This is a genomic window from Pseudomonas sp. B12(2026), from assembly GCF_057767015.1.
Genome location: NZ_CM173430.1, coordinates 5,130,246 through 5,154,432, shown reverse-complemented (window position 1 = coordinate 5,154,432; position 24,187 = coordinate 5,130,246). Strand labels below are relative to the sequence as shown.

23 protein-coding genes are annotated in these 24,187 nt (G+C 68.4%); 13 read left to right on the top strand and 10 right to left on the bottom strand.

Annotation, left to right across the window (positions count from 1 at the left end; all coding sequences use genetic code 11):
• Positions 1-279 precede the first annotated feature (279 nt).
• The 4 genes from AC3B6A_RS24060 to speA all read left to right on the top strand — a co-directional run bounded on the left by AC3B6A_RS24060 (position 280) and on the right by speA (position 4,877).
• On the top strand, positions 280-1,344 hold the full coding sequence (locus tag AC3B6A_RS24060) for a DUF2333 family protein (protein ID WP_488399605.1): 1,065 nt from the start codon (positions 280-282) through the stop codon (positions 1,342-1,344).
• Complete coding sequence (locus AC3B6A_RS24055) at positions 1,344-1,883, top strand: NUDIX hydrolase (protein ID WP_488399604.1); 540 nt, start codon at positions 1,344-1,346, stop codon at positions 1,881-1,883. Before AC3B6A_RS24060 ends, AC3B6A_RS24055 begins: the two co-directional genes overlap by 1 nt.
• A gap of 450 nt (positions 1,884-2,333) precedes the next feature.
• The gene (locus tag AC3B6A_RS24050) at positions 2,334-2,705 is read left to right on the top strand and encodes a translation initiation factor Sui1 (protein ID WP_488399603.1); all 372 of its coding nucleotides are present in this window, start codon (positions 2,334-2,336) and stop codon (positions 2,703-2,705) included.
• Between the two features lie 258 nt (positions 2,706-2,963).
• Positions 2,964-4,877, top strand: a complete 1,914-nt coding sequence (speA, locus tag AC3B6A_RS24045) for an arginine decarboxylase (protein ID WP_488399602.1) — start codon at positions 2,964-2,966, stop codon at positions 4,875-4,877.
• Between the two features lie 314 nt (positions 4,878-5,191).
• Here the strand turns inward: speA and AC3B6A_RS24040 are convergent, their stop codons facing one another.
• The 4 genes from AC3B6A_RS24040 to pdxR form a co-directional block, all read right to left on the bottom strand.
• Positions 5,192-5,890: an anaerobic ribonucleoside-triphosphate reductase activating protein gene (locus AC3B6A_RS24040; RefSeq protein ID WP_488399601.1), complete on the bottom strand. Its 699-nt coding sequence runs from the start codon at positions 5,888-5,890 to the stop codon at positions 5,192-5,194.
• Entirely contained in the window at positions 5,887-6,033 is a 147-nt protein-coding gene (gene nrdD, locus AC3B6A_RS24035) for an anaerobic ribonucleoside-triphosphate reductase (protein WP_015479043.1), read from the bottom strand. Before nrdD ends, AC3B6A_RS24040 begins: the two co-directional genes overlap by 4 nt.
• A 37-nt stretch (positions 6,034-6,070) precedes the next feature.
• Positions 6,071-8,113 (bottom strand): ribonucleoside triphosphate reductase, encoded by a 2,043-nt coding sequence (locus AC3B6A_RS24030; protein WP_488399600.1) that lies wholly within the window; start codon positions 8,111-8,113, stop codon positions 6,071-6,073.
• Between the two features lie 158 nt (positions 8,114-8,271).
• The gene (gene pdxR / locus AC3B6A_RS24025) at positions 8,272-9,702 is read right to left on the bottom strand and encodes a MocR-like pyridoxine biosynthesis transcription factor PdxR (RefSeq protein ID WP_488399599.1); all 1,431 of its coding nucleotides are present in this window, start codon (positions 9,700-9,702) and stop codon (positions 8,272-8,274) included.
• 264 nt (positions 9,703-9,966) lie between these two features.
• Between pdxR and cbpA the strand changes: the two genes are divergently transcribed.
• Both cbpA and AC3B6A_RS24015 read left to right on the top strand, forming a co-directional pair.
• On the top strand, positions 9,967-10,920 hold the full coding sequence (gene cbpA, locus AC3B6A_RS24020) for a curved DNA-binding protein (RefSeq protein WP_488399598.1): 954 nt from the start codon (positions 9,967-9,969) through the stop codon (positions 10,918-10,920).
• A complete protein-coding gene (locus AC3B6A_RS24015; protein WP_488399597.1) occupies positions 10,917-11,219 on the top strand; it encodes a chaperone modulator CbpM in 303 nt (100 codons plus the stop codon). Before cbpA ends, AC3B6A_RS24015 begins: the two co-directional genes overlap by 4 nt.
• Positions 11,220-11,276: 57 nt before the next feature.
• Here the strand turns inward: AC3B6A_RS24015 and AC3B6A_RS24010 are convergent, their stop codons facing one another.
• Positions 11,277-11,837, bottom strand: coding sequence for an NADPH-dependent FMN reductase (locus tag AC3B6A_RS24010; RefSeq protein WP_488399596.1), 561 nt, complete (start codon positions 11,835-11,837; stop codon positions 11,277-11,279).
• A 180-nt stretch (positions 11,838-12,017) separates the two neighbouring features.
• Between AC3B6A_RS24010 and AC3B6A_RS24005 the strand changes: the two genes are divergently transcribed.
• Positions 12,018-12,758: an NAD-dependent epimerase/dehydratase family protein gene (locus AC3B6A_RS24005; RefSeq protein ID WP_488399595.1), complete on the top strand. Its 741-nt coding sequence runs from the start codon at positions 12,018-12,020 to the stop codon at positions 12,756-12,758.
• A gap of 75 nt (positions 12,759-12,833) precedes the next feature.
• On the top strand, positions 12,834-13,679 hold the full coding sequence (locus tag AC3B6A_RS24000) for an arylamine N-acetyltransferase family protein (protein WP_488399594.1): 846 nt from the start codon (positions 12,834-12,836) through the stop codon (positions 13,677-13,679).
• A gap of 18 nt (positions 13,680-13,697) precedes the next feature.
• On the opposite strand, the gene AC3B6A_RS23995 is transcribed toward AC3B6A_RS24000, so the two are convergent.
• The 5 genes from AC3B6A_RS23995 to AC3B6A_RS23975 form a co-directional block, all read right to left on the bottom strand.
• Complete coding sequence (locus AC3B6A_RS23995) at positions 13,698-14,153, bottom strand: DUF2214 family protein (protein ID WP_488399593.1); 456 nt, start codon at positions 14,151-14,153, stop codon at positions 13,698-13,700.
• Between the two features lie 90 nt (positions 14,154-14,243).
• On the bottom strand, positions 14,244-15,593 hold the full coding sequence (locus tag AC3B6A_RS23990) for an MATE family efflux transporter (RefSeq protein WP_488399592.1): 1,350 nt from the start codon (positions 15,591-15,593) through the stop codon (positions 14,244-14,246).
• A gap of 171 nt (positions 15,594-15,764) precedes the next feature.
• Entirely contained in the window at positions 15,765-16,166 is a 402-nt protein-coding gene (locus AC3B6A_RS23985) for a YkgJ family cysteine cluster protein (protein WP_488399590.1), read from the bottom strand.
• Between the two features lie 84 nt (positions 16,167-16,250).
• Positions 16,251-16,799, bottom strand: a complete 549-nt coding sequence (gene idi / locus AC3B6A_RS23980) for an isopentenyl-diphosphate Delta-isomerase (protein ID WP_488399589.1) — start codon at positions 16,797-16,799, stop codon at positions 16,251-16,253.
• Between the two features lie 48 nt (positions 16,800-16,847).
• Positions 16,848-17,297, bottom strand: a complete 450-nt coding sequence (locus AC3B6A_RS23975; RefSeq protein ID WP_488399588.1) for a DMT family transporter — start codon at positions 17,295-17,297, stop codon at positions 16,848-16,850.
• Between the two features lie 91 nt (positions 17,298-17,388).
• Here AC3B6A_RS23975 and AC3B6A_RS23970 point away from each other — a divergent pair, with 91 nt between their 5' ends.
• The 5 genes from AC3B6A_RS23970 to fdhE all read left to right on the top strand — a co-directional run bounded on the left by AC3B6A_RS23970 (position 17,389) and on the right by fdhE (position 24,171).
• Positions 17,389-17,790, top strand: coding sequence for an SRPBCC family protein (locus AC3B6A_RS23970; RefSeq protein WP_488399587.1), 402 nt, complete (start codon positions 17,389-17,391; stop codon positions 17,788-17,790).
• A 599-nt stretch (positions 17,791-18,389) separates the two neighbouring features.
• The gene (gene fdnG, locus AC3B6A_RS23965; RefSeq protein WP_488399586.1) at positions 18,390-21,467 is read left to right on the top strand and encodes a formate dehydrogenase-N subunit alpha; all 3,078 of its coding nucleotides are present in this window, start codon (positions 18,390-18,392) and stop codon (positions 21,465-21,467) included.
• A gap of 8 nt (positions 21,468-21,475) precedes the next feature.
• The gene (fdxH, locus tag AC3B6A_RS23960) at positions 21,476-22,408 is read left to right on the top strand and encodes a formate dehydrogenase subunit beta (protein WP_488399585.1); all 933 of its coding nucleotides are present in this window, start codon (positions 21,476-21,478) and stop codon (positions 22,406-22,408) included.
• 73 nt (positions 22,409-22,481) lie between these two features.
• On the top strand, positions 22,482-23,108 hold the full coding sequence (locus AC3B6A_RS23955) for a formate dehydrogenase subunit gamma (protein WP_488399584.1): 627 nt from the start codon (positions 22,482-22,484) through the stop codon (positions 23,106-23,108).
• 130 nt (positions 23,109-23,238) lie between these two features.
• Positions 23,239-24,171, top strand: coding sequence for a formate dehydrogenase accessory protein FdhE (gene fdhE / locus AC3B6A_RS23950; RefSeq protein ID WP_488399583.1), 933 nt, complete (start codon positions 23,239-23,241; stop codon positions 24,169-24,171).
• Positions 24,172-24,187: the final 16 nt, after the last annotated feature.

Sequence of the window (24,187 nt, the reverse complement as noted above, 5' to 3'; positions counted from 1 at the left end):
TCTTTATCCGGGCCGTACGCTGGGCGTGCGGGGCGGAGCGTGTCCGCCGCGATACACGATGATGGCCCTATGCTACCAGTCTCGAGCCGCAATAACAGTGCCTTCGGTCAAGCGTCCTGCGCTTTGTAATTCGCGCCGTTACCGCGCACCATGCGCAGGGTGGGCTGCGCTGAACGCACCGGGTACGGCATGCTTGCACGGCAGGATCGTTCCGCCGTGGCACCCCCGGGGCGGAATCGGGTCCAACCCTCTTCGTTTTAGTGATCTAAGGACTTTGCCATGTGGAACTGGAAGAAACGCGGCTCCGTGCGCGATCGCGTCGATGACTCGGTGGACGACGTGCGCGCCTACTTCGGCGGGCCCTGGCTGAGCCGCGTGCTCGGCGGTCTGCTGGGCGTCTACCTGTTGGTCGCCGGGGTGATCGGCTGGTACTGGAGCCAGGAGCCTGACCTCTTCCCCGTGCAGCAGGACGCCCAGGCCGCGGCCGAGCGTTCCGGCCGGCAGATGGTGGTCGGCTACACCACGGTGGAAACCCTCAAGGAAGTGGTCTCCACCCTGTTGAACAAGCCGGGCGGCTATCTCTCCAACGACATCTTCCCGCCGGGCCTGTGGCTGGACAACATGCCCAGCTGGGAGTACGGCACCCTGGTCCAGGTGCGCGACCTGTCCCGCGCGCTGCGCAAGGACTTCGCCCGCTCGCAGTCGCAGTCCACCGAGGACGCCGACCTGGCCCGCGCCGAGCCGCGCTTCAACTTCGACAACAAGAGCTGGGCGCTGCCGTCCTCCGAGTCGGAGTACGCCGAGGGCATCAAGTCGCTCGACCGCTACCTGGCGCGTCTGTCCGCCGACCCCGCGGGCGCGCAGTTCTACCCCCGCGCCGACAGCCTGAACAACTGGCTGGGCGACGTCTCCACCCGCCTGGGCTCGCTGTCCCAGCGCCTCTCGGCCAGCGTCGGCCGGGTCAAGCTCAACACCAACATCAAGCCCACCGCGCCGGTGGCGCCGGGCGAGGCGCCGCAGGTCGAGGAAGAGCTGCAGGAAACCCCCTGGCTGCAGATCGACAACGTGTTCTACGAAGCCCGTGGCCAGGCCTGGGCGCTGTCGCACATCCTGCGCGCCATCGAGGTGGACTTCGCCGACGTGCTGGCGAAGAAGAACGCCACCGTCAGCGTGCGGCAGATCATCCGCGAGCTGGAGGCCGCCCAGAATCCACTGTGGAGCCCGATGGTGCTCAACGGCAGCGGCTTCGGCGTGCTGGCCAACCACTCGCTGGTGATGGCCAACTACATCTCCCGCGCCAACGCCGCGATCATCGACCTGCGTCAGCTGCTGGCCCAGGGCTGATGGACGGGATCAGCGACAAGGAAGCCGCCCACCGGGCGGCTTCGGACGCCGAACAGGTCGCCTGGGTCAACCGCGACGACGAACTCAAGGGCAGCCTGCCGCGCGCGGAGCTGCGCGAGCGCGGGCTGATCGGCCGGGGCACCTTCATCCTGCTGTTCAACACCGCCGGCGAGCTGTGCGTGCACCGCCGCACCCTGAGCAAGGCGATCTACCCCGGCTACTGGGACCCGGCCGCCGGCGGCATGGTGCAGGCCGGGGAGAGCTACGCCGAATCCGCCGCCCGCGAGCTGGAGGAGGAGCTGGGCATCGCCGGCGTGGAGTTGCGCGAACACGGCACCTTCTTCTTCGACCAGCCGGACAACCGCCTGTGGTGCGCGGTGTTCTCCGCCGTCTCCGATGCGCCGCTGCGGCTGCAGCCGGAGGAGGTGCTGGAGGCGCGCTTCATCGACCCGCACCAGGTGCTGGCCGAGGCCCGCGCGGGCACGCCCTATTGCCCGGATTCGCTGGCGGCGCTGCGCAAGTATCTGGTGAGTTTCTGATGCTTTTCCTCGCTCCGGACTGCTCTTCGTAGGAGCGAGCTTGCTCGCGAATGGCCCCGCAGCGGGGTTGGGTTCGCGAGCAAGCTCGCTCCTACAGGTTTCCCCACCGCCCATGTCGCCAAACCACCGATCAATGACGCAATTTCGCTCTTAGCATTTGCCGGCAATGCTGGTACATTGCGCGACCTTTCCGGCCGGGTCCTCCGCCGGGAATTGCGCAGCCCCTGCCTGAGTGGGGCGTCGCGGTCGGCGTCTGCCGGCCATTCGTTGACCTGGCCCGGCAAGACCGGTTCAGGGGTGGCGAGCCAGAGCGGGGCAAGGCGGAAAGCGCCGAGGGAGCGGAGTTTACGGCAGTAAACGAGCATCCCGAGACGTTTTCCAACGCAGTCCCGCCGACGCGCAGCCGACCATGAACAGTGTCTTTGAGGCCAATCCTGGGGAATTAGCCCGGTGGTCAAGAAAGCATCCTCCCTGTCCGCCCTCGGCGGGCTCGTCTATTCCACTGATGCCGGCCGGCACTGCCCGGACTGCAATCAGCCCATTGCCGCATGCACCTGCAAGCAGGCCGGGATCCCGGCCGGCGACGGTATCGCCCGCGTGCGCCGCGAAACCAAGGGCCGCGGCGGCAAGACCGTGACCACGGTGAGCGGCGTGCCGCTGGCGGCCGAGGCGCTCAAGGACCTCGCCACCGCGCTGAAGAAGCGTTGCGGCACGGGCGGCGCGCTGAAGGACGGTGTCATCGAGATCCAGGGCGACCATGTCGACCTGCTGCTCGAAGAGCTGACCAGGCGCGGCCTCAAGGCGAAGAAATCCGGCGGCTGAGCCGACGCTCCCCCGGCAGGTTCTCCCCTGTAGAGAAAGGGTTCCAGGCGATGCGCGCCGCGCGCATGGCCGGCAAGCCCTTTCCCTAGATGGGAGATTCCCCGGCGCGCCCTCGCGCGTCGTCGGATTTTCCTAAACTTACCGCCGGAGCCGGCGGTCAACACGGCAACGTCACACCGGCCGACTAGGCTTTGACGACTCACCCGCTCGCCGGGCGGGTGCCTGCACACATTCGCGAAACCGAGGAGACCACCCCGCATGGCCGCTAGACGGACCCGCAAAGACGACGGCAGCAACTGGACCGTGGCAGACAGCCGCAGCATCTACGGCATTCGCCACTGGGGCGCCGGCTACTACGCCATCAACGACGCCGGCAATGTCGAAGTACGCCCGCAGGGCGCCGATGCCCAGCCGATCGATCTGCACGGGCTGGTCGGCCAACTGCGCGAAGCCGGCCTGTCGCTGCCGCTGCTGGTGCGTTTCCCGGACATCCTGCAGGACCGCGTGCGCAAGCTGACCGGCGCCTTCGACGCGAACATCGCGCGCCTGGAGTACCAGAGCCGCTACACCGCGCTGTACCCGATCAAGGTCAACCAGCAGGAAGCGGTGGTGGAAAGCATCATCGCCACCCAGAACGTCTCCATCGGCCTGGAAGCCGGCTCCAAGCCGGAACTGATGGCCGTGCTGGCGCTGGCGCCCAAGGGCGGCACCATCGTCTGCAACGGCTACAAGGACCGCGAGTTCATCAAGCTGGCGCTGATGGGGCAGAAGCTCGGCCACAACGTGTTCATCGTGATCGAGAAGGAATCCGAGGTGCAGCTGGTGATCGAGGAGGCCGCCAGCGTCGGCGTGCTGCCGCAGGTCGGCCTGCGCGTGCGCCTGTCCTCCCTGGCGTCCTCCAAGTGGGCCGACACCGGCGGCGAGAAGGCCAAGTTCGGCCTGTCCGCCGCGCAGCTGCTGTCGGTGATCGAGCGCTTCCGCAAGGCCGGCCTCGACCAGGGCGTGCGCCTGCTGCACTTCCACATGGGTTCGCAGATCGCCAACCTGGCCGACTACCAGCACGGCTTCAAGGAAGCCATCCGCTACTACGGCGAGCTGCGCGCCCTCGGCCTGCCGGTGGACCACGTGGACGTCGGCGGCGGCCTGGGCGTGGACTACGACGGCACCCACTCGCGCAACGCCAGCTCGATCAACTACGACGTCGACGACTACGCCGGCGTGGTGGTCGGCATGCTCAAGGAGTTCTGCGACGCCCAGGGCCTGCCGCACCCGAACATCTTCTCCGAGAGCGGCCGCGCGCTGACCGCGCACCACGCGGTGCTGATCACCCAGGTCACCGACGTCGAGCGGCACAACGACGAGCTGCCGAAGATCGACGGCCTCGTCGAGCAGCCGGAGATCGTCCAGTGGCTGGCCGACCTGCTCGGCCCGACCGACGCCGAGATGGTCACCGAGACCTACTGGCGCGCCACCCACTACATGAGCGACGCCGCCGCGCAGTACGCCGAGGGCAAGATCAACCTGGCGCAGAAGGCCCTGGCCGAGCAGTGCTACTTCGCCATCTGCCGCCGCCTGCACAACCAGCTCAAGGCCCGCCAGCGCTCGCACCGCCAGGTGCTCGACGAGCTCAACGACAAGCTCGCCGACAAGTACATCTGCAACTTCTCGGTGTTCCAGAGCCTGCCCGACACCTGGGCCATCGGCCAGGTGCTGCCGATCCTGCCGATCCACCGCCTGGGCGAGGAGCCGAACCGCCGCGCCGTGCTGCAGGACCTGACCTGCGACTCCGACGGCAAGATCACCCAGTACGTCGACGAGCAGAGCATCGAGACCAGCCTGCCGGTGCACGACGTGAAGGAAGGCGAGGACTACATGATCGGCGTGTTCCTGGTCGGCGCGTACCAGGAAATCCTCGGCGACATGCACAACCTGTTCGGCGACACCGACTCGGTGAACGTCTACCAGAACGACGACGGCAGCTTCTACCACGCCGGCATCGAGACCCACGACACCATCGAGGACATGCTGCGCTACGTGCACCTGTCGCCCGAGGAACTGATGACCCACTACCGCGACAAGGTGGCCGGCGCCAAGCTCACCGCGCGCGAGCGCGCGCAGTTCCTCGACTCGCTGCGCCTGGGGCTGACCCGCTCGGCGTACCTGTCGTCCTGATGGCGCTGCCGCTTTTGTAGGATGGCGTGGAGCGAAGCGATACCCATCGATGGCCTTCCCGGCATCATCGATGGGCAGCGCGGACGATCCATCTGTCCTGCGAATGCTGATCAAGCCCCGCCTCGGCGGGGCTTTTTTGCTCTTCGTAGGAGCGAGCTTGCTCGCGAACCAACCCCCGCAGCGGAGAGTGTTCGCGAGCAAGCTCGCTCCTACAAAAGCTGCCGCGCCGGAGCGGGCGGACCTTGCCCGCGATGCTCTTGGGCTGTGTTGATCGCGGATAAGATCCGCTCCTACAAGAGCGTCTGGGGTGCTGGTCAGGCGTCGCGCAATTCGAAGTGCGGGAAAAGCGCCTCCAGCTCCCGCCACAACTCCCGCGCCCCCTGCGGCGCCGGTGCGGCGATCAGTTGTGGATCGAGCTGCCGCCCGCTGCGGGCCAACTGCACCACGAAATTCTCCACTCCCATCCCGCGCAGGCGCGTGGCCAGGCGCCGGAGGCGGTCCAGGTCGAACAGCTGCCAGTGCACCGTGGTCCGGCACTCATGGTCCACGCCGCTTTCCAGCAGCAGCTCCAGGCTGCGCCAGTTGGCCAGGCCGCTGTGTTTCACGCCGGTGATGCTGTCCATCTCCTCGGCCAGGCTTTTCACATCGAACCCCACCCAGTCGGCATGCGGCAGCGCGTGGGCGAAGGCCCGCGGCTGGATGCCGGCGCTGTGCAGGCCGGCGCGGAAGCCCATCTCGCGCACGCTGGCCATGGCGCCGGGCAGCGCCGCCTGCAGGGTCGCCTCGCCGCCGCTGAAGACCACGGCCTGCAGCAGGCCCTGGCGGCGGCGGAGGAAGGCGAGGACGTCCGCCCAGAGGATTTCCACCTCGCCGCGCGGCGGGATCAGGTCGGGGTTGTGGCAATAGCGGCAGCGCCAGGCGCAGCCCTGGCAGAACAGCACGCAGGCCAGCAGCCCGGGGTAGTCGAGGGTGGTCAGGGGCACCAGGCCCCCGACCCTGAGCGTGGCGCTCATCGCGTCTCGCGGAAGTGGCGGCGCTCGCGGTGCTCGGATTGCTTGCCGGCGTTGAAGGCCGTCACCGGGCGGTGGTAGCCCATCACGCGGGTCCAGACTTCACAGCGCTGGCGCTGGCTTTCGGGCAGTTGGTTCGCGGTCATCGGTAGTGCTCCTTGTTTCGTTGGGTGAAGAGGTGGATCAGCCGCCGCAGGCGCCGCAGCAGCTCTTGGTCGCGCTGGCGGCGGCGCGCTGCAGCAGGTCTTCGTCGCACTTCGGGCAGAACTCGTGTTCGCCGGCCAGGTAGCCGTGCACCGGGCAGATGGAGAAGGTCGGCGTCACGGTCAGGTAGGGCAGGCGGAAGCGCCCGAGGGCGGTGCGCACCAGGGTCTTGCAGGCCTCGGCGCTGGAGATGCGCTCGGCCATGTACAGGTGCAGCACGGTGCCGCCGGTGTACTTGCATTGCAGGGCGTCCTGCAGCTCCAGCGCCTCGAACGGATCGTCGGTGAGGCCCACCGGCAGCTGCGAGGAGTTGGTGTAGTAGGGCGCCTCCGGGGTGCCGGCCTGGAGGATGTCGGGGTGGCGCTTCTGGTCCTCGCGGGCGAAGCGGTAGGTGGTGCCTTCGGCGGGTGTGGCTTCGAGGTTGTAGAGGTGCCCGCTGTCCTCCTGGAAGCCCACCAGCCGCGCCCGCACATGGTCCAGCAGCGCCAGCGCCATCTGCCGTCCGGCCTCGCTGTGCAGGCCTTCGCGGTCGTCGGTGAAGTTGCGCAGCATCTCGTGCAGGCCGTTCACGCCGATGGTGGAGAAGTGGTTGCGCAGGGTGCCCAGGTAACGCTTGGTGTAGGGGTAGAGCCCGGCGTCCATGTGCTGCTGGATGACCTTGCGCTTCACCTCCAGGCTGTCGAAGGCCAGCTCCAGCAGGTAGTCCAGCTGGCGGTAGAGGCCGGCGAGGTCGCCACGGTGGCGGTAGCCCAGGCGCGCGCAGTTGATCGTCACCACGCCCAGCGAGCCGGTCTGCTCCGCCGAGCCGAACAGGCCGTTGCCGCGCTTGAGCAGCTCGCGCACGTCCAGCTGCAGGCGGCAGCACATGGAGCGCACCTGGTTGGGCTGCATGTCCGAGTTGAGGAAGTTCTGGAAGTACGGCAGGCCGTAGCGCGCGGTCATCTCGAAGAGGCGCGTGGCGTTGTCGCTGTCCCAGGGGAAATCGTGGGTGATGTTGTAGGTCGGGATGGGGAAGGTGAACACCCGGCCGTGGGCGTCGCCGGCCTGCATCACCTCGATGTAGGCGCGGTTGATCAGGTCCATCTCGGCCTGCAGCTCGCCGTAGGCGAAGGGCATTTCCACGCCGCCGATGTAGGGAATCTGCTCGCGCAGGTCCTCCGGGCAGACCCAGTCGAAGGTCAGGTTGGTGAAGGGCGTCTGGGTGCCCCAGCGCGACGGCACGTTGAGGTTGTAGATGAACTCCTGCAGCGCCTGGCGCACCTGTTGATAACCCAGGCCGTCCTTGCGCACGTAGGGCGCCAGGTAAGTGTCGAAGGAGCTGAACGCCTGGGCGCCGGCCCACTCGTTCTGCAGGGTGCCGAGGAAGTTGACCATCTGCCCCAGGGCGCTGCTCAGGTGCTTCGGCGGCCCGGCCTCGACCCGCCCCGGCACGCCGTTCAGGCCCTCGTTGAGCAGGGTGCGCAGCGACCAGCCGGCGCAGTAGCCGGCGAGCATGTCGAGGTCGTGGATGTGCAGGTCGGCCTCGCGGTGGGCGACGGCGATGCCTTCGCTGTAGACCTCGTCCAGCCAGTAGTTGGCGGTGACCTTGCCGGACACGTTGAGGATCAGCCCGCCCAGGGAGTAGCCCTGGTTGGCGTTGGCGCGCACCCGCCAGTCTTCCCGCGAGAGGTATTCGTTCATCGACGCGGCGACGTCCACCAGCGTCTTGCGCTCGCGGCGCAGGCGGCCGTGGCGTTCGCGGTAGACGATGTAGGCCCGCGTGGTCGGATAGTGGCCGGCTTCCATCAGGGTGCGCTCGACCACGTCCTGCACCTGTTCCACGTCCAGGTCGTCCTGCGCCGGCAGGCGTGCCAGCACGCGGCGGGTCAGCTCCTGAGCGTGGGGCGCGGCGAACTCGCCGCTGGCCTCGCCGGCGGCGGCGATGGCGCGTTCGATCTTGCTCGGGTCGAAGGGGGCGGCCTCGCCGTTGCGCTTGCGCAGGCTGGCGGGCAAGGAGGACGAGGCGGTCCGTGTCTGGGTCATTGGGCTGTATTCCACAACATGATGTGCTTCGAGAAATTCAAAACAACAATATGTTGTGGAAATCTAACGGCGCCGCCCGAAGGAAAATTGACCTCGGTCAACGTTGGCGGTCAGACGGCTTTTGCCATCGGAGGTATTGACCGGCAGCCGATCCGGGGTCAGCCCAGCAACCGCGCCAGCCGTTCCGCCAGGCGCGCGGCGAGGTCTTCGTCGGTGACGTTGGTGAAGCTCATCAGCAGCGCCGGCTCGCGCCGTGCCGCCACGCACCAGGCGTTGAGCGCCTGCAGGCCCAGCCCGTCGGCGTGGGCGCGGGCGGCGATGGCCAGGTCGTCGCCGTCCACCGCGCCGATCAGGCTCAGGCCGCCGGGCGTGTCGGCGAAACGCAGGCGCTCGCCCACGCGCGCTTCCAGCGCCGCGCGCAACCACTGGCGGCGCTGCGCGTAGAGCGCGCGGGTGCGCTTGAGGTGGCGGGCGAAGTGGCCTTCCTGCATGAAGTCGCAGAGCGTCGCCTGCAGCAGTTCGGCGCAGCCGGAGGCGAACACCTGCTGGCTGCGCACGAAGTCTTCCACCAGCGCCGCCGGCACGACCAGATAGCCCAGGCGCAGCGCCGGGTAGAGCACCTTGCTGAAGGTGCCGGCGTAGAGCACGCGGCCGCCGTGGTCGAGGCTCTTCAGCGCCGGCAACGGGAAGCCGGCGTAGCGGTATTCGCTGTCGTAGTCGTCCTCGATGATCCAGGCGCCGCGGCTCGCCGCCCAGTCCAGCAGCGCCAGCCGGCGCGGCAGGCTGAGGGCGACACCGGTGGGGCTCTGCTGCGACGGCGTGACCAGGGCGAAACGGGCGTCGGCTGCGCGGGCGATGCCGTCTTCCACCCGCAGGCCATCGCCGTCCACTGCGATGGGCACCGGCACGCCGCCGGCGCGGCGCAGCAGCTCGCGGCCGCGCGGGTAGCCCGGGTCCTCGTGCCAGAAACGCTGGCCCGGCTGGAGCAGGGTGCGGCTGATCAGGTCCAGCGCGCCCTGGTAACCCGCGCAGATGAACACCTGCGCCGGATCGCAGACGATCCCCCGGGAAACCCCCAGGTAACCGGCCACCGCCTCGCGCAGCGGGGCGTAGCCGCAGGGCTCCGGATAGGCCAGGGCCGCCGCGCTCTGCTGGCGCAGGCGGCGCGCGCAGAGGCGCGACCACAGCGCGCGGGGGAAGGCGTCCAGCGCCGGCAGGCCGAGCTGCAAAGGTTTGATGGCCTGGCCGTGGGCGATCACCCCGGGCAGGCTGCGCTCCACCGTGGCCGGGGCGGTCCGCAGCGTCGGGGCCGGCGAGGCGCGCCCGGCGAGCTGCGGCGAGACCACCGTGCCCGCCGGCCCGCGCGCCTGCAGGTAACCCTCGCTGGTGAGCAACTGGTAGGCCAGCTCCACCGTGCCCCGTGCCACGCCCAGCTCGCCGGCCAGCCCGCGCACCGGCGGCACGCGCTCGCCGGGGCGCAGCGCGCCGCGGACGATGGCGTCCTTGATGCGTTCGTAGAGCTGGCGGTAGATCGGCAGCGCCTGGCCGGGGTCCAGCGGCTGGCGGAACGAGTCGATGGGCGCGCTCATGGCCTGTGCGATTCCCGGCGAAGTGAGGAAGTCGACTATGCCATGACCGGCGTCAAACCGTCTTCGCGGCGCAGGCGCAGGATCAGCGTCTAGGCTGTTCGGCAGTGTTGAAAAGCGCGCGCGCCGGCTCCATCTGTAAGGCACGACCCCGCTTTTTCCACCTGTTCGCCTCGCTGTGCGCGCAGCGGCTCCGGCCGTCCGCGCGATCCCTTCGTGTATTCAGGCGCCGACAGGTCCAACGCATGTGAGGAGTGACCGCTACCGATGGAATTCAAGGACTACTACGCGGCCCTGGGCATAGCCCCCGAGGCCGACGAGAAGGCGATCAAGACCGCCTACCGCAAGCTCGCGCGCAAGTACCACCCGGACGTCAGCAAGGAGCCGGACGCCGAGGCGCACTTCAAGGAAGTCTCCGAAGCCTACGAAGTGCTCAAGAGCCCGGAGAAGCGCGCCGAGTACGACGAATTGCGCCGCTACGGCCAGCAGGGCCCGCAGTTCCAGGCGCCGCCCGGCTGGCAGCCGCGCGGCGGCTTCGACGGCCCGCCGCCGGGGCACGAGCAGGATTTCTCCGACTTCTTCGAGCAGATCTTCGGCGCCCGCGCCGGCGCCGGGGCGCAACGCCAGCCGCGCGCGCACCGTGGCCAGGACGTGGAGATGGACGTGCCGCTGTTCCTCGAGGAAGCGCTGTCCGGCGACAGCCGGCCGATCAGCTTCAGCCTGCCCAGCTACGACGAGTACGGCCGCAAGCTGCCGCCGCAGAGCAGGACGCTGAACGTGAAGATCCCGGTGGGCACCACCGACGGCGAGCGCATCCGCCTCAAGGGGCAGGGCGCCGCGGGGATCAACGGCGGGCCGGCGGGCGACCTGTACCTGGTGATCCGCCTGGTGCCGCACCCGGTGTTCGATGTCGACGGCCGCGACCTGGTCGTCACCGTGCCGGTGGCGCCCTGGGAAGCCGCGCTGGGCGCCAAGGTGCAGGTGCCGACCCTCGGCGGGCGGATCAGCCTCGGCATCCCCGCGTCGAGCCAGGCCGGCCAGCGCCTGCGGATCAAGGGCAAGGGCCTGCCGAACAAGGGCGACGCCGCGCCCGGCGATCTCTACGCCGTGCTCAAGGTGGTGATGCCGAAGAACGCCGACGAGGCGACTCGCAAACTCTGGGAGGAACTGGCCGCCAGGGCAGCCTTCGATCCCCGTGCCGAATGGGGTAAGCGCGCATGAAGACGACAGTGATGGTGGTGGACTTCGACGAACTCTGCCAATCGGTGAACCTGCCCCGCGAGGTGCTCGTCGAGATCGTCGAGGTGGGCATCGTGGAGCCCCGCGAGCAGCGCGGCGGGCATTGGCTGTTCGATTACCAGGCGGTCGGCGTGGTGCGCCGCGCGGTGCGCCTGCGCCGCGAGTTCGAGCTGGACTGGCCGGGCATCGCCCTGGCGCTGCGCCTGCTGGACGAGGTGGAGGAACTGCGCGCGCAGAACCGCTACCTGCGCCAGCGCCTGGCGCGCTATCTGGAGGACTGAGGCGCTTTCACGGGAGTGCGGGCTGCGCCGGCTCGCGAGGGCCGGCGCAGCGTCGTTTCAGCGCGGCTGGTTCTGTTCGATCCAGCGGGCGAAGGCGTCGATGATGCTCTGCAGGAAGGGACGGGTCTTCTCGGACAGCTGCCCGGCCTCGTCGAAGAAGCTGCCGGCGCCGCCCAGGTAGGCTTCCGGCTGCTGCAGCACCGGCATGTTGAGGAACACCAGCGACTGGCGCAGGTGGTGGTTGGCGCCGAAGCCGCCGATGGCGCCCGGCGAGGCGCTGACCACCGCGCACGGCTTGCCGCCCCAGGCGCTCCTGCCGTAGGGGCGCGAGCCCACGTCGATGGCGTTCTTCAGTGCGCCGGGCACCGAGCGGTTGTATTCCGGGGTGACGAACAGCACCGCGTCGGCGCGGCGGATGCGTTCGCGGAAGCCCTCGTAGCTGGCCGGCGGCGTGCCGCTGTCGTGCTCCTCGTTGTACAGCGGCAGGTCGCCGATCTCCACGATCTCCAGCGCCAGGCCGGCCGGTGCCAGCTGGATGAAGGCCTTGGCGATCTTGCGGTTGAGGGATTCCTTGCGCAGGCTGCCGACCACTACGGCGACATCGAAGACTTGGCTCATGACGATTCCTTCAAGAACGGCGGTTGAGCGGATTGTTATAGACGATCGCGGCGGGCTCGTCCGCAGAGGAAGCCCTTCGGCGAAGCATGTCCCAGTGAGTTCGCGCGATCTTGGCTCTGTGGAGTGGGGCATGGCGTGGCTAGAGTCACTCCATCGCCACTGATCGCCCCGGGGTCCTCCATGTGCATGAAAGTGTTTTTCGCCGGCGCCAGCGGCGCCATCGGCAAACGCCTGCTGCCGCTGCTGCTGGCGCGCGGCTACGAGGTCCTGGCCATGAGCCGCTCGCCCGAGCGCGCCGCCGCCATCGAGGCGACCGGGGCGCGGGCGCTGGTGCTGGACGTGTATGACGCCGCCGGCCTGCACGCGGCGTTGCAGGACTTCCGGCCGCGCTGGGTGATCCACCAGCTCACCGACCTGCCGCCCGGCCTCGATCCCGCGCAGATGCCCGCCGCCCTCCCGCGCAACGCCCGCGTGCGCCGCGAAGGCAGCGCCAACCTGGTGGCCGCCGCCCGCGCCGCCGGTGTCGAGCGCCTGGTGGCGCAGAGCATCGCCTGGGCCTACGCGCCCGGCGTCGCACCCTTGCATGAAGACCAGCCGCTGGACCTCGGCGCCGACGGCAGCCGCGGCATCAGCGTGGACGCTGTCGCCGCGCTGGAGTCCGCCGTGCTGGGCGCCGGGCCCATGGAGGGCATCGTGCTGCGCTACGGCCGCCTGTACGGGCCGGGCACCGGTTGCGAGATCGCCGACCCGCGCCTTTCCGTGCATGTGGACGATGCCGCGCGTGCCGCCTTGCTGGCGCTGGAATGGGGCGCCCACGGCGCCTACAACGTGGCGGAGCAGGACATCGACGTCAGCTCGGCCAAGGCCCGCCATCGCCTCGGCTGGCGCCCGGGTTTTCGCCTGGCGGGCGCCGTGGCGTGAATTTCGTTCCCGGCCGCGGGACTCGCGCCGAAGCGGCTGCACCTGCCCACTGAAAACCTGCGAAAGGAGACCCGCATGACCCCGCTCACCCCCTTCAGCGCCGCCCAGCTCGACGCCACCCTGGCCCGCCTCGGCCTGCCGGCGGAGCGCCCGGCGCCGACGCTGGCGAACCTGGACCGGCTGATCGACGCGGCGCTGCACCGGCTGCCGTTCGAGAACCTCGACGTGCTGCTGGAAAAGACCGTGGACATCGACCCGCAGGCGGTCTTCGCCAAGGTGGTGGAGCAGCGCCGCGGCGGCTACTGCTTCGAGCTGAACAGCCTGTTCGCCCGCCTGCTGGCCAGCCTCGACTACCGGGTGACGCTGCTGGTCGGGCGGGTGCGCTGGGGCCTGCCTGCCGACGCGCCGCTGACCCCGCAGTCGCACCTGCTGCTGCGCGTCGACCTGGCTGAAGGCGCGCACCTGGTGGACATCGGTTTCGGCGGCCCGGCATCGACCCGCGCGCTGCCGCTGCGGGTGGACGAGGAACTGCCCGGCGGCTGGCGGATCACCGCCCGGGCCGAGGGCGAGCTGGAGATGGCGGCGCGCTCGGCCTCGGGCTGGCAGACGCTGTACCGCTTCACCCTGCAGGCGCAGCACTGGACCGATTACGCCATGCGCAACTGGTTCACCTCGACCTATCCGCAGAGCGTGTTCCGCCGCTCCCTGCGCGCGGCCATCAGCGAGGACGGCGCGCGGCTGTCGCTGCTCAACGGCCAGTTCTCCCGGCGCAGCGCCGAGGGCGACGTCGAGCAGCGCGTCATCGGCGACGCGGACGAGTTGCTGGCGCTGCTGCGCGAGCGCTTCCACCTGTGGCCGGCGGAGCAGGAGGTGCCGGCCTTGCGGCGGCGCCTGGGGGAATTGCTCGCCGCCGCGGAGTGAGCCGCGTTACCGATCGGCTCAGCCGATCATGCCGAAGCCGCGCGCCATCAGCGTCGCCAGCAGCGGCATGACCAGCAGCGCCAGCAGTTCCGCGCGGATGGTCAGGGTCACCAGCCGGCCCTGGCGTTCGCCGACCTGCGGGACCTGGCCGGCCTTGAGGTCGTTGCGCCAGTTGAGGAAGGTCATGGTCGGCAGGATCGACAGCAGCGCGACCAGCACGAACAGGCCGATCTTGGCGTGGAACAGGCTGTTGTGCAGGTAGTAGTCGCTGCCCTTGCCGAACCACACCACGCGCGCCGCGCCGGTCAGCAGCACCACGCCGGCGCAGGCGCCGTAGAGCAGGTCGACGACGACCAGGCTGCGCGCCCGCTGCAGGTCCAGCGGCAGGCGGAACAGGCGGTGCTCCAGCACCAGCAGGGCGAACAGGACGAAGATCGACAGGTAGTGCAGGTAGGCGGCGATGGCTTGGGCCATGGAGTGGGTCCTTCTGGTGGGGCCTTGGGGGAGGGCTTGTCGGGCCGTGCCAGGCACTGTAGAGGCTGGCACCCGCGCGTTCCAGCCGGTTCAGGTGGCGGCGGGCACCTGCCAGGCGTCCCGGCGCGTCAGCCGCCAGGCGTAGAGGCCGAGGATCAGCCCGCGCAGCGACATGAAGCAGAGGAAGGTCAGCCACAGGCCGTGATTGCCCAGCGGTTGCAGCGCGAGGCCCAGCGGCAGGCTGGCGGCGCAGGCCAGGAGCATCGCGTTGCGCATCTCGCGGGCGCGGGTGGCGCCGATGAACAGGCCGTCCAGCAGGTAGCTCCACATGCCGATCAGCGGCAGGCAGGCGAGGTAGGGCAGGTACTGGTCGGCGGTGGCGCGCACTTCGGGGATGTCGCTCTGCATCGCGATGAACAGTTCCCCGGCGAAGCCGAAGAAGGCCACGAACAGCAGGCTGGCGATCAGCGACCAGCCGCAGGCCACCACCAGCGAGCGGCGCAGCGCAGCGCGGTCGCGGCCGCCGATGGCATGGCCGCACAGCGCTTCCACTGCGTGGGCCAGGCCGTCGAGGGCGTAGGAGGTGATCATCAGGCCGTTGAGCAGCAGCGCGTTGGCCGCCACCGTGGCGTCGCCCAGGCGCGTGCTCTGCACCGTGAGCAGGAAGAACACGCCCTGCAGCGCCAGGCTGCGGATGAAGATGTCGCGGTTGACCATCAGCAGCGGCCGCCAGCTCGTCCAGGCGCGCAGGCGCGTCCAGTCCGGCTGGCCGGGGTAGCGGCGCAGGGCGCCGCGGGTCAGCGCCAGGCCCAGCAGCGCGCCGCTCCACTCGGCGATCACCGTGGCCCGCGCGGCGCCGGCCACGCCCCATTCCAGGCCGAGCACGAACCACAGGTCGAGGGCGATGTTGATCAGGTTGGTGGTCAGCAGGATCGCCAGTGGCGCGCGGGCGTTCTGCGTGCCGAGGAACCAGCCGACCAGCGCATAGGTGGCCAGCGCCGCCGGCAGGCCGAGCAGGCGGATGTGGAAGAACTCGCGGGCCAGCGAATCGAGCTCGGCGGACGGCCGCATCAGCGCCAGGGCCGGATCGGTCAGCGGCACCGCCAGCGCGCCGAGCAGCAGCGCCAGCCCCAGGGCGAGCAGCAGGCCCTGGCCGAGGATGCGCCGCAGCGCGCCGCCGTCGCTGCGCCCGGCGGCCTGGGCGGCGAAGCCGGTGGTGCCCATGCGCAGGAAGCCGAGCACGCCCACCAGCAGGGTGTAGAGCCCGCCGCCGACCGCCACCGCGCCCAGTTGGTGGGCGTGCGGCAGATGGCCGATCACCGCGCTGTCCACCAGGGTGACCAGCGGCACGGAGACGTTGGAGAGGATCATCGGCGCGGCGAGCGCCCAGACGCGGCGGTGGGTCGGCGGGTGACGCCAGGCTTCGAGCAGGGGATTCATGCGGGGCTCCTGAGCAGGCCCGCAGTATAGCGAGCCGGTTCAGGCGCGGGCGCCACTGGTAGGAGCGAGCTTGCTCGCGAACCTGCAAGGCACGGTGCCATGCGGTTCGCGAGCAAGCTCGCTCCTACGAAAAGCCGCAAATAACGGCGTTTTGCCCTGATTGATTGGCGCTCAGTCGGCTTTCTTGCGGTAGGCGCAGTAGCCGGGGCGCGGGCCGACCTGCGGGTGGTTGCGGCAGGTGTCCGGGCGCTTGGCGTAGATGGTGCACAGGCGGGTCTTGCGGTCCAGGTAGAGGCAGTCGCCGTTGCTCGAGCGGGTGAGGGTGAAGATGCCGCTCTTCTGGTTGAAGCGCTCGACGATGCCTTCCTTCTGCAGGCGCTTGGCGATGTTCTTCGCCGGCTCCTCGCGTTCGAATTCGTCGACGATGCCGATGCGGATCAGGTCGCCCACCTTCACTTCCACCGGCATGGTGCAGCAGGTGGCGTGGCAGTCCTTGCACAGACCCGAGGTGTATCTGGCCCAGGTTTCCAGGCGGTCGAGTTCGGCGTTGGCGATCAGCGGCGGTTTTCTCATGGCGGCATTCGGCTGGGCGGAGCGAGGCGCGCATCATAGTGGCGCCGCTGGAGAATTGCGCGGTCTTTCGACGAAGCGGGCCCTTCAGCGCGCCGAGAGGGCCGCGAGCCCGCCGTGGTCGCGCAGGTACTGGCGGAACAGCGGGTAGCAGACGTGGAACCAGGGCGTGAAGCGCTCGGGGTGCGCGGCCATCTCGGCTTCCAGGTCGGGCAGGGCGACGTAGCGGAAAGCGTCCGCCTCCCCGGGATCGGGGCGCGGCGGCCGTTCGTCGATGGCGCCGAACAGGTGGCCGTATTCGTGCTCGGTCATGCCGCCGGAGAGTTCCAGGCAATAGCTGAACTCGAACAGCTTGTGCAGCGCCACGCCCACGCCCATCTCCTCGCGCAGCCGGCGCTCGGCGGCGTGCCGGGCCGATTCGTCCGGGTATGGGTGGCCGCAGCAGGTGTTGCTCCACAGGCCGCCGCAGTGGTACTTGCCCGGCGCGCGGCGTTGCAGCAGCAGCTCGCCGGCGGCGTTGAACAGGTATACCGAGATGGCCCGGTGGCGCAGGCCCTGGCGGTGCGCCTGGAGCTTTTCCATCGTGCCGGTCGGGTTATCGTGTTCGTCGACCAGGATCACCTGGATGTCGGTCATGCAATTCTCCTGCGAGCGCACCGTCCGTGGCCGTTGCCCTTCAGCTTATCAGCCCTTGCGGATCATCCAGATGCCGACGGCGATGGCGACCATGCCGGCGATCTTCAGCGTGCTGACCGGCGCTTCGCGGAAGCCGGCCCAGCCGAAGTGGTCGAGGGTCATGGCCATGCCCAGCTGGCCGGCGAGCACCAGCACCATGAACATCAGCGCGCCGACGCGCGGGGCGGCGAAGGCGGCGATGAAGATGAAGAACATGCCGAGGAAGCCGCCGCACCACTGCCACCACGGCAGCCCGCGCAGGGCGGCGAGGCCGGGGATTTCGCGGTTGGCCAGGGTCAGCACCAGCAGGCCCATGGTGCCGACGAAGAAGGAGATCAGCGCGGCGGCCAGCACGCTGGAGACCTGCTTGGCCAGCTGGCCGTTGATGCCGGCCTGCAAGGGCAGGCAGGCGCCGGCGATCAGGGGTAGTACGAACATCCACCAGGGCGGCGTGGGCATGGAATGACTCCTGGGCAATCGAAGCGGAAATGGCAGCCGGCTAGTATGCACGAGACCGGTGCATCGCACTGCCCGACTCCTGGAGCCCGCCATGACGACTCTGCCCTCCCGCATCCTGAGCGTCCGCATCGAGCGGCGCTGGAACGAGGCCTACGACTTTCTCGCCGCGCCGGCGAACTTCCCGCGCTGGGCCTCCGGCCTGTGCAGCGCCATCGAGCCGCTGCAGGGCGACCTGTGGCTGGCGCAGACGCCGCAGGGCCCGCTGCGGGTGCGCTTCTCGCCGCGCAACGCCTTCGGCGTGCTGGACCACGACGTGCTGCCCGAGGACAGTCCGGCGATCCACATCCCGCTGCGGCTGATCGCCAATGGCAACGGCTGCGAATTGCAGCTCACGCTGCTGCGCCCGGCGGGAGTGGACGACGCCGCCTTCGAGCGGGATGCGCAGTGGGTGCAGAAGGACCTGCAGGCGATCAAGGGGTTGCTGGAGTCCTGATCCCGCGCTGATTTTCCCGTCCCTGTAGGAGCGAGCTTGCTCGCGAACCGCCTGGACGCCGGAGCTGCCGGCTGATCTGTTCGCGAGCAAGCTCGCTCCTACACGTGCGAAGTGCGCGGCCGATGTTGAGCCTTCGCCCGGCTTACCGTTCAGGCAATTCGCTCACACCGGCGGTTGACAGCCGGCGGATCGCTTGCAGAATTTTCCCCATGGCAGGGCTTCGTGCCCCGATCGCAGGCTGAAGTGACGGAGGTCGTCATGAAAGCGATAAGAAGAAAACATGCGCGCCATTACCTGCTCGCGGCTCTCATCGGGCTGGCCCTGCTGGGCCTGCACGAGTCCCTGCAGACGGATCGCCAGCAATCCGCCTGCCGTCCGGCTGGCAATACCCCTTGTGTCTACCCCTCGGCTGCTCACTTGGGTGTATTAATCGCCCCACTCTGAGTGGCACACTGACGCGCGTCAATGCGCCGCCGAGGACCCGCGTGCAAGGTCTGCGCCGCCTTCAGCTGGCGCATTGCCTCGGCTTGGCTATCTTTCTAAAACAGCAAGGGTCCGGCCATGTACCGGACGTACGCTGCCTGATCAGGAGACGCACGATGGATATGAACCGTCGGCAATTCTTCAAGGTCTGCGCTGTAGGCCTTGGAGGATCGAGCCTGGCGGCACTCGGGGTTGCGCCCCCGGATGCATTCGCCGACCAGGTCCGCCATTTCAAGCTTGCGCGCACCGTTGAAACCCGCAACACCTGCCCATACTGCTCGGTAGGCTGCGGCATCCTCATGTACAGCCAGGGGGATGCGGCGAAGAACGTTGCGCAGAACATCATCCACATCGAGGGTGACCCCGACCACCCGGTGAACCGCGGCACCCTCTGCCCGAAAGGCGCCGGCCTGATGGACTTCGTCCACAGCCCCAACCGCCTGAAATACCCGGAGGTGCGCGAGGCCGGTTCCAGCGAGTGGAAACGCATCGGCTGGGACGAGGCGCTGGACCGCATCGCCAAGCTGATCAAGGAAGACCGCGACGCCAACTTCATCGAGAAGAACGCCCAGGGCCAGACGGTGAACCGCTGGCTGACCACCGGCTTCCTGGCCGCGTCGGCGTCTTCCAACGAAGCGGGCTACATCACCCACAAGGTGATGCGTTCCCTGGGACTTCTGGCGTTCGATAACCAAGCGCGTGTCTGACACGGCCCGACGGTGGCAAGTCTTGCCCCGACGTTTGGCCGTGGAGCCATGACCAACCACTGGACCGACATCAAGAATGCCGATCTGGTCCTCATCATGGGCGGCAACGCCGCCGAAGCGCACCCGTGCGGCTTCAAGTGGGTGACCGAGGCGAAGGCGCACAACAAGGCGCGCCTGCTGGTGGTCGATCCGCGATTCACCCGTTCCGCATCGGTGGCCGACTATTACGCGCCGATCCGTACCGGCACGGATATCGCCTTCCTCGGCGGCCTGATCAACTACCTGCTGGAAAACGACAGGTACCAGAAGGAATACGTGCACAACTACACCGACGTCTCCTTCATCGTGAAGGAAGGCTTCGGTTTCGAGGACGGCCTGTTCAACGGCTACGACGCCGAGAAGCGCACCTATCCGGACAAGTCCTCCTGGCAGTACGAGCTGGGTGAGGACGGCTTCGCCAAGGTCGACCCGACCCTGACGCACCCGCGCTGCGTGTTCAACCTGATGAAGCAGCACTACAGCCGCTATACGCCGGACGTGGTGAGCAACATCTGCGGCACGCCCAAGGACATGATGCTCAAGGTGTGGGAAGAGATTTCCACCACCGCCGCACCGGACAAGGTGATGACCATCATGTACGCCCTGGGCTGGACACAGCACTCGGTGGGCTCGCAGATGATCCGCACCGGCGCGATGGTCCAGCTGCTGCTGGGCAACATCGGCATGCCCGGCGGCGGCATGAACGCCCTGCGCGGCCACTCCAACATCCAGGGCCTGACCGACCTGGGTCTGCTGTCCAACTCGCTGCCGGGTTACCTGACCCTGGCCGGCGACGCCGAGCAGGACTACACCGCCTACATCGCCAAGCGCACGGCCAAGCCGCTGCGTCCGGGGCAGTTGTCCTACTGGCAGAACTATCCCAAGTTCCACGTCAGCCTGATGAAGTCCTGGTTCGGCAAGGCCGCGACCAAGGACAACAACTGGTGCTACGACTGGCTGCCCAAGCTCGACGTGCCGGGCGCCGGCTACGACGTGCTGCGCTACTTCGACATGATGTACCAGGGCAAGGTCAACGGTTACTTCTGCCAGGGCTTCAACCCCATCGCCTCGTTCCCCAACAAGGCCAAGGTCGGCGCCGCGCTGGCCAAGCTGAAGTGGATGGTGGTGATGGACCCGCTGGCCACCGAGACCTCCGAGTTCTGGCGCAATGCCGGCGAGCACAACGACGTCGACACCAAGTCCATCCAGACCACGGTGTTCCGCCTGCCCACCAGCTGCTTCGCCGAGGAAGACGGCTCCATCGTCAACTCCGGCCGCTGGCTGCAATGGCACTGGAAGGGCGCCGAGCCGCCGGGCGAGGCACGCACCGACATCGCGATCATGGCCGGGCTGTTCCACCGCCTGCGTGGTGCCTACGCGAAGGACGGCGGCAAGTTCCCCGACCCGATCCTCGGCCTCGACTGGAGCTACCTGAAGCCCGACGAGCCGGGCCCGGACGAGGTGGCCAGGGAGTACAACGGCAAGGCCCTGGCCGAGCTGGTCGACCCGGCCAACGGCATGATCCTGGCGAAAGCCGGCGAACAGCTTCCGGGCTTCGCGCTGCTGCGCGATGACGGCAGCACCGCCAGCGGCTGCTGGATCTTCGCCGGCTCCTGGACGCAACTGGGCAACCAGATGGCCCGCCGCGACAGCAGCGACCCCTACGCCATGGGCCAGACCCTTGGCTGGGCCTGGGCCTGGCCGGCCAACCGGCGCATCCTCTACAACCGCGCCTCGGCGGATGTCAGCGGCAAGCCCTGGGACCCGAAGAAGAAGCGCCTGGTGTGGTGGAACGGCAAGGCCTGGGGCGGCACCGACGTGCCCGACTTCAAGGTGGACGTGCCGCCGGAAGCGGGGATGAACCCGTTCATCATGAACCCCGAAGGCGTGGCGCGTTTCTTCGCCGTCGACAAGATGGCCGAGGGCCCGTTCCCCGAGCACTACGAGCCGTTCGAGACGCCCATCGGGATCAACCCGCTGCACAAGAACCCGAAGGCCATCAACAACCCGGCCGCGCGGGTGTTCAAGAACGACATGGAACTGTTCGGCAAGGCCGACGAGTTCCCCTACGCCGCGACCACCTACCGTCTCACCGAACACTTCCACTTCTGGACCAAGCATTCCCACCTGAATGCGATCACCCAGCCGGAACAGTTCGTCGAGATCGGCGAGGCGCTGGCCAAGGAACTCGGCATCAAGGCCGGCGACCGCGTGAAGGTCTCCTCCAACCGCGGCTACATCAAGGCGGTGGCGGTGGTGACCAAGCGCATCCGCCCGCTGCAGGTCAACGGCAAGACCGTGCACCACGTGGGTATCCCCCTGCACTGGGGCTTCTCCGGGGTCGCGCGCAACGGCTACCTGACCAACACCCTGACCCCCTTCGTGGGCGACGGGAACACGCAGACGCCGGAGTTCAAGTCCTTCCTCGTCAACGTGGAAAAGGCGTGAGGTGAAGCATGAGTAGTCAAGACATCTACGCCCGCTCCGCTACTACCACGCCGATGCCCTCGGTGCGGCACCAGGAGGAAGTGGCCAAGCTGATCGACGTGTCCAAGTGCATCGGCTGCAAGGCCTGCCAGGTCGCCTGCTCGGAATGGAACGAGCTGCGCGACGAGGTGGGCCACAACCACGGCACCTACGACAACCCGATCGACCTGACGGACCAGTCCTGGACGGTCATGCGCTTCACCGAGCATGAGAACCCGGCCGGCAACCTGGAGTGGCTGATCCGCAAGGACGGCTGCATGCACTGCGACGAGCCGGGCTGCCTGAAGGCCTGCCCGAGCCCGGGGGCGATCGTGAAGTACGCCAACGGCATCGTCGACTTCAACCAGGACCACTGCATCGGCTGCGGCTACTGCATCACCGGCTGCCCGTTCAACATCCCGCGCATCTCGCAGAAGGACAACAAGGCGTACAAGTGCACCCTGTGTTCCGACCGCGTGGCGGTGGGCATGGAGCCGGCCTGCGTGAAGACCTGTCCGACCGGCGCCATCGTCTTCGGCTCCAAGGAAGACATGAAGGTGCATGCCGCCGAGCGCATCGAGGACCTCAAGTCGCGCGGTTTCGAGAACGCCGGCCTGTACGACCCGGAAGGGGTGGGCGGCACCCACGTGATGTACGTGCTGCACCACAACGACCAGCCGTCGCTCTACGCCGGCCTGCCGGACAACCCGACGATCAGCCCGATGGTCAGGTTCTGGAAAGGCCCCAGCAAACCCCTCGGCCTGCTGGCCATGGGCGCGGTGGTGCTGGCCGGGTTCTTCCACTACATCCGCACCGGCCGCAACCGGGTCGAGGAGGACGAGGAAGGCGGACCGGGCCCGGAAGGGCCGGTACACAAGGTCGACCCAGCGGTGCATGACTTCGACCCGCGTCGCAATCCGTGACCTCCCTGGCAGATGCTTTTGCCCCCTCTCCCGTCAGGGAGAGGGTCGGGGTGAGGGCAATGAGGATCGAGACATGAAGAAAGATATCCAGCGCTACAACGCCAACGAACGGAGCAACCACTGGATGGTGGCCATTCTGTTCATCCTGGCCGGCCTCTCCGGGCTGGCCCTGTTCCACCCGGCCATGTTCTGGCTGACCAACCTCTTCGGCGGTGGTCCCTGGACGCGCATTCTCCACCCCTTCCTCGGGGTGGCGATGTTCCTGTTCTTCCTCGGGCTGGTGGCGCGCTTCGCCCACCACAACCTGATGCAGGAGCGTGACATGCAATGGCTCAGGCAATGGCGCGACGTGGTCGCCAACCGCGAGGAAAACCTCCCGGAAGTCGGTCGCTACAACGCCGGGCAGAAGCTGCTGTTCTGGACCCTGCTGCTGTGCATGCTGGTGCTGCTGGTGACCGGCTTCGTCATCTGGCGGCAATACTTCAGCCACATGTTCGGTATCGACGTCATCCGCGTCTCGGCGCTGCTGCATGCCGTCGCCGCCTTCGTGCTCATCAGCAGCATCCTGGTGCACATCTACGCCGGCATCTGGGTGAAGGGCTCGATGGGCGCCATGCTCAGCGGCTGGGTCAGTCGCGGCTGGGCGCGCAAGCACCACCACGGCTGGCTGAAGGACGTGGAGAAGGGCAAGGGCCACTGAGTCGCGTTACCCGAGTGAATGCCGGCTGGAGGTGACTCTCCAGCCGGCACGGACAGTTCCCTCTCCCGCCGGGGGAGGGCCAGGGCGAGGGGCGCCGACGCCCCGCGCCGCAACCAACAAGGAGTCCTGCGTGTCAGGCCGAATCCTCGAACCCGGGCAGATCGAAGCTGCCGCCAACATCCCTCCGCTGTTCAACCTGCCACCCCACGACCTGTTCAGCCTCCGCGCCGCGCGCCTGCGCCAGCTGGCGCCGGGCAATCCGCTGCAGGGCTACCTCGAACTGATCGCCGGCGTCTGCGACGCCCAGCAGGCGCTTCTGGAGCGCAAACTGCCGCTGCCATCGCCGGATGCCGCCGCGCTGGCCCGCAGCCGCGAACACCGCATGCCGCCGCTGGCCTATGAAACGCTGGTGCGCGAAGGCGCCTGGCTGCCGCTGCTGGACGCCTTCCTCGACGCCTACGAGCCCACCGCCAACCCGGCGATCGTCGAGGCGCTGAAGACCCTGCGCAACGCCGACCAGGGCCAGCGCAAGGCCTGGGCCCTGGGCCTGCTCAACGGCCAGTTCGACCTCCTGCCGCCGGCGCTGGTGCCCTTCCTCGGCGCCGTGCTGCAGGTCGCCTTCAGCCAGTGGCTGCTGGCGCTGCCGGACGACACCCTGGCGGAAACCGACAGCCAGACCCTCTGCCCGGCCTGCGGCGCGCCGCCGGTGGCGGGGATGATCCGCCATCGCGGCAAGCACGCCGGACTGCGCTACCTGTCGTGCTCGCTGTGCTCCTGCGAATGGCACTACGTGCGGGTCAAGTGCAGCCACTGCACCGAGAGCAAGGGCCTGGCCTACTACTCGCTGCAGCGCGAGGGCATCGCCAGCGACCAGGCGCCGCTCAAGGCCGAGACCTGCCCCGGCTGCCAGTCCTACCTCAAGCAGTTCTACCTGCAGCACGACGAGCACGCCGAGGCCCAGGCGGACGACCTGGCCAGCCTCGCGCTGGACATCCGCCTCGCCGAGGACGGCTACCTGCGCAGCGCGCCGAACCTGCTGCTGGCGCCCGGCAGCGGCGGCTGAAACAAGGCTCTACGTA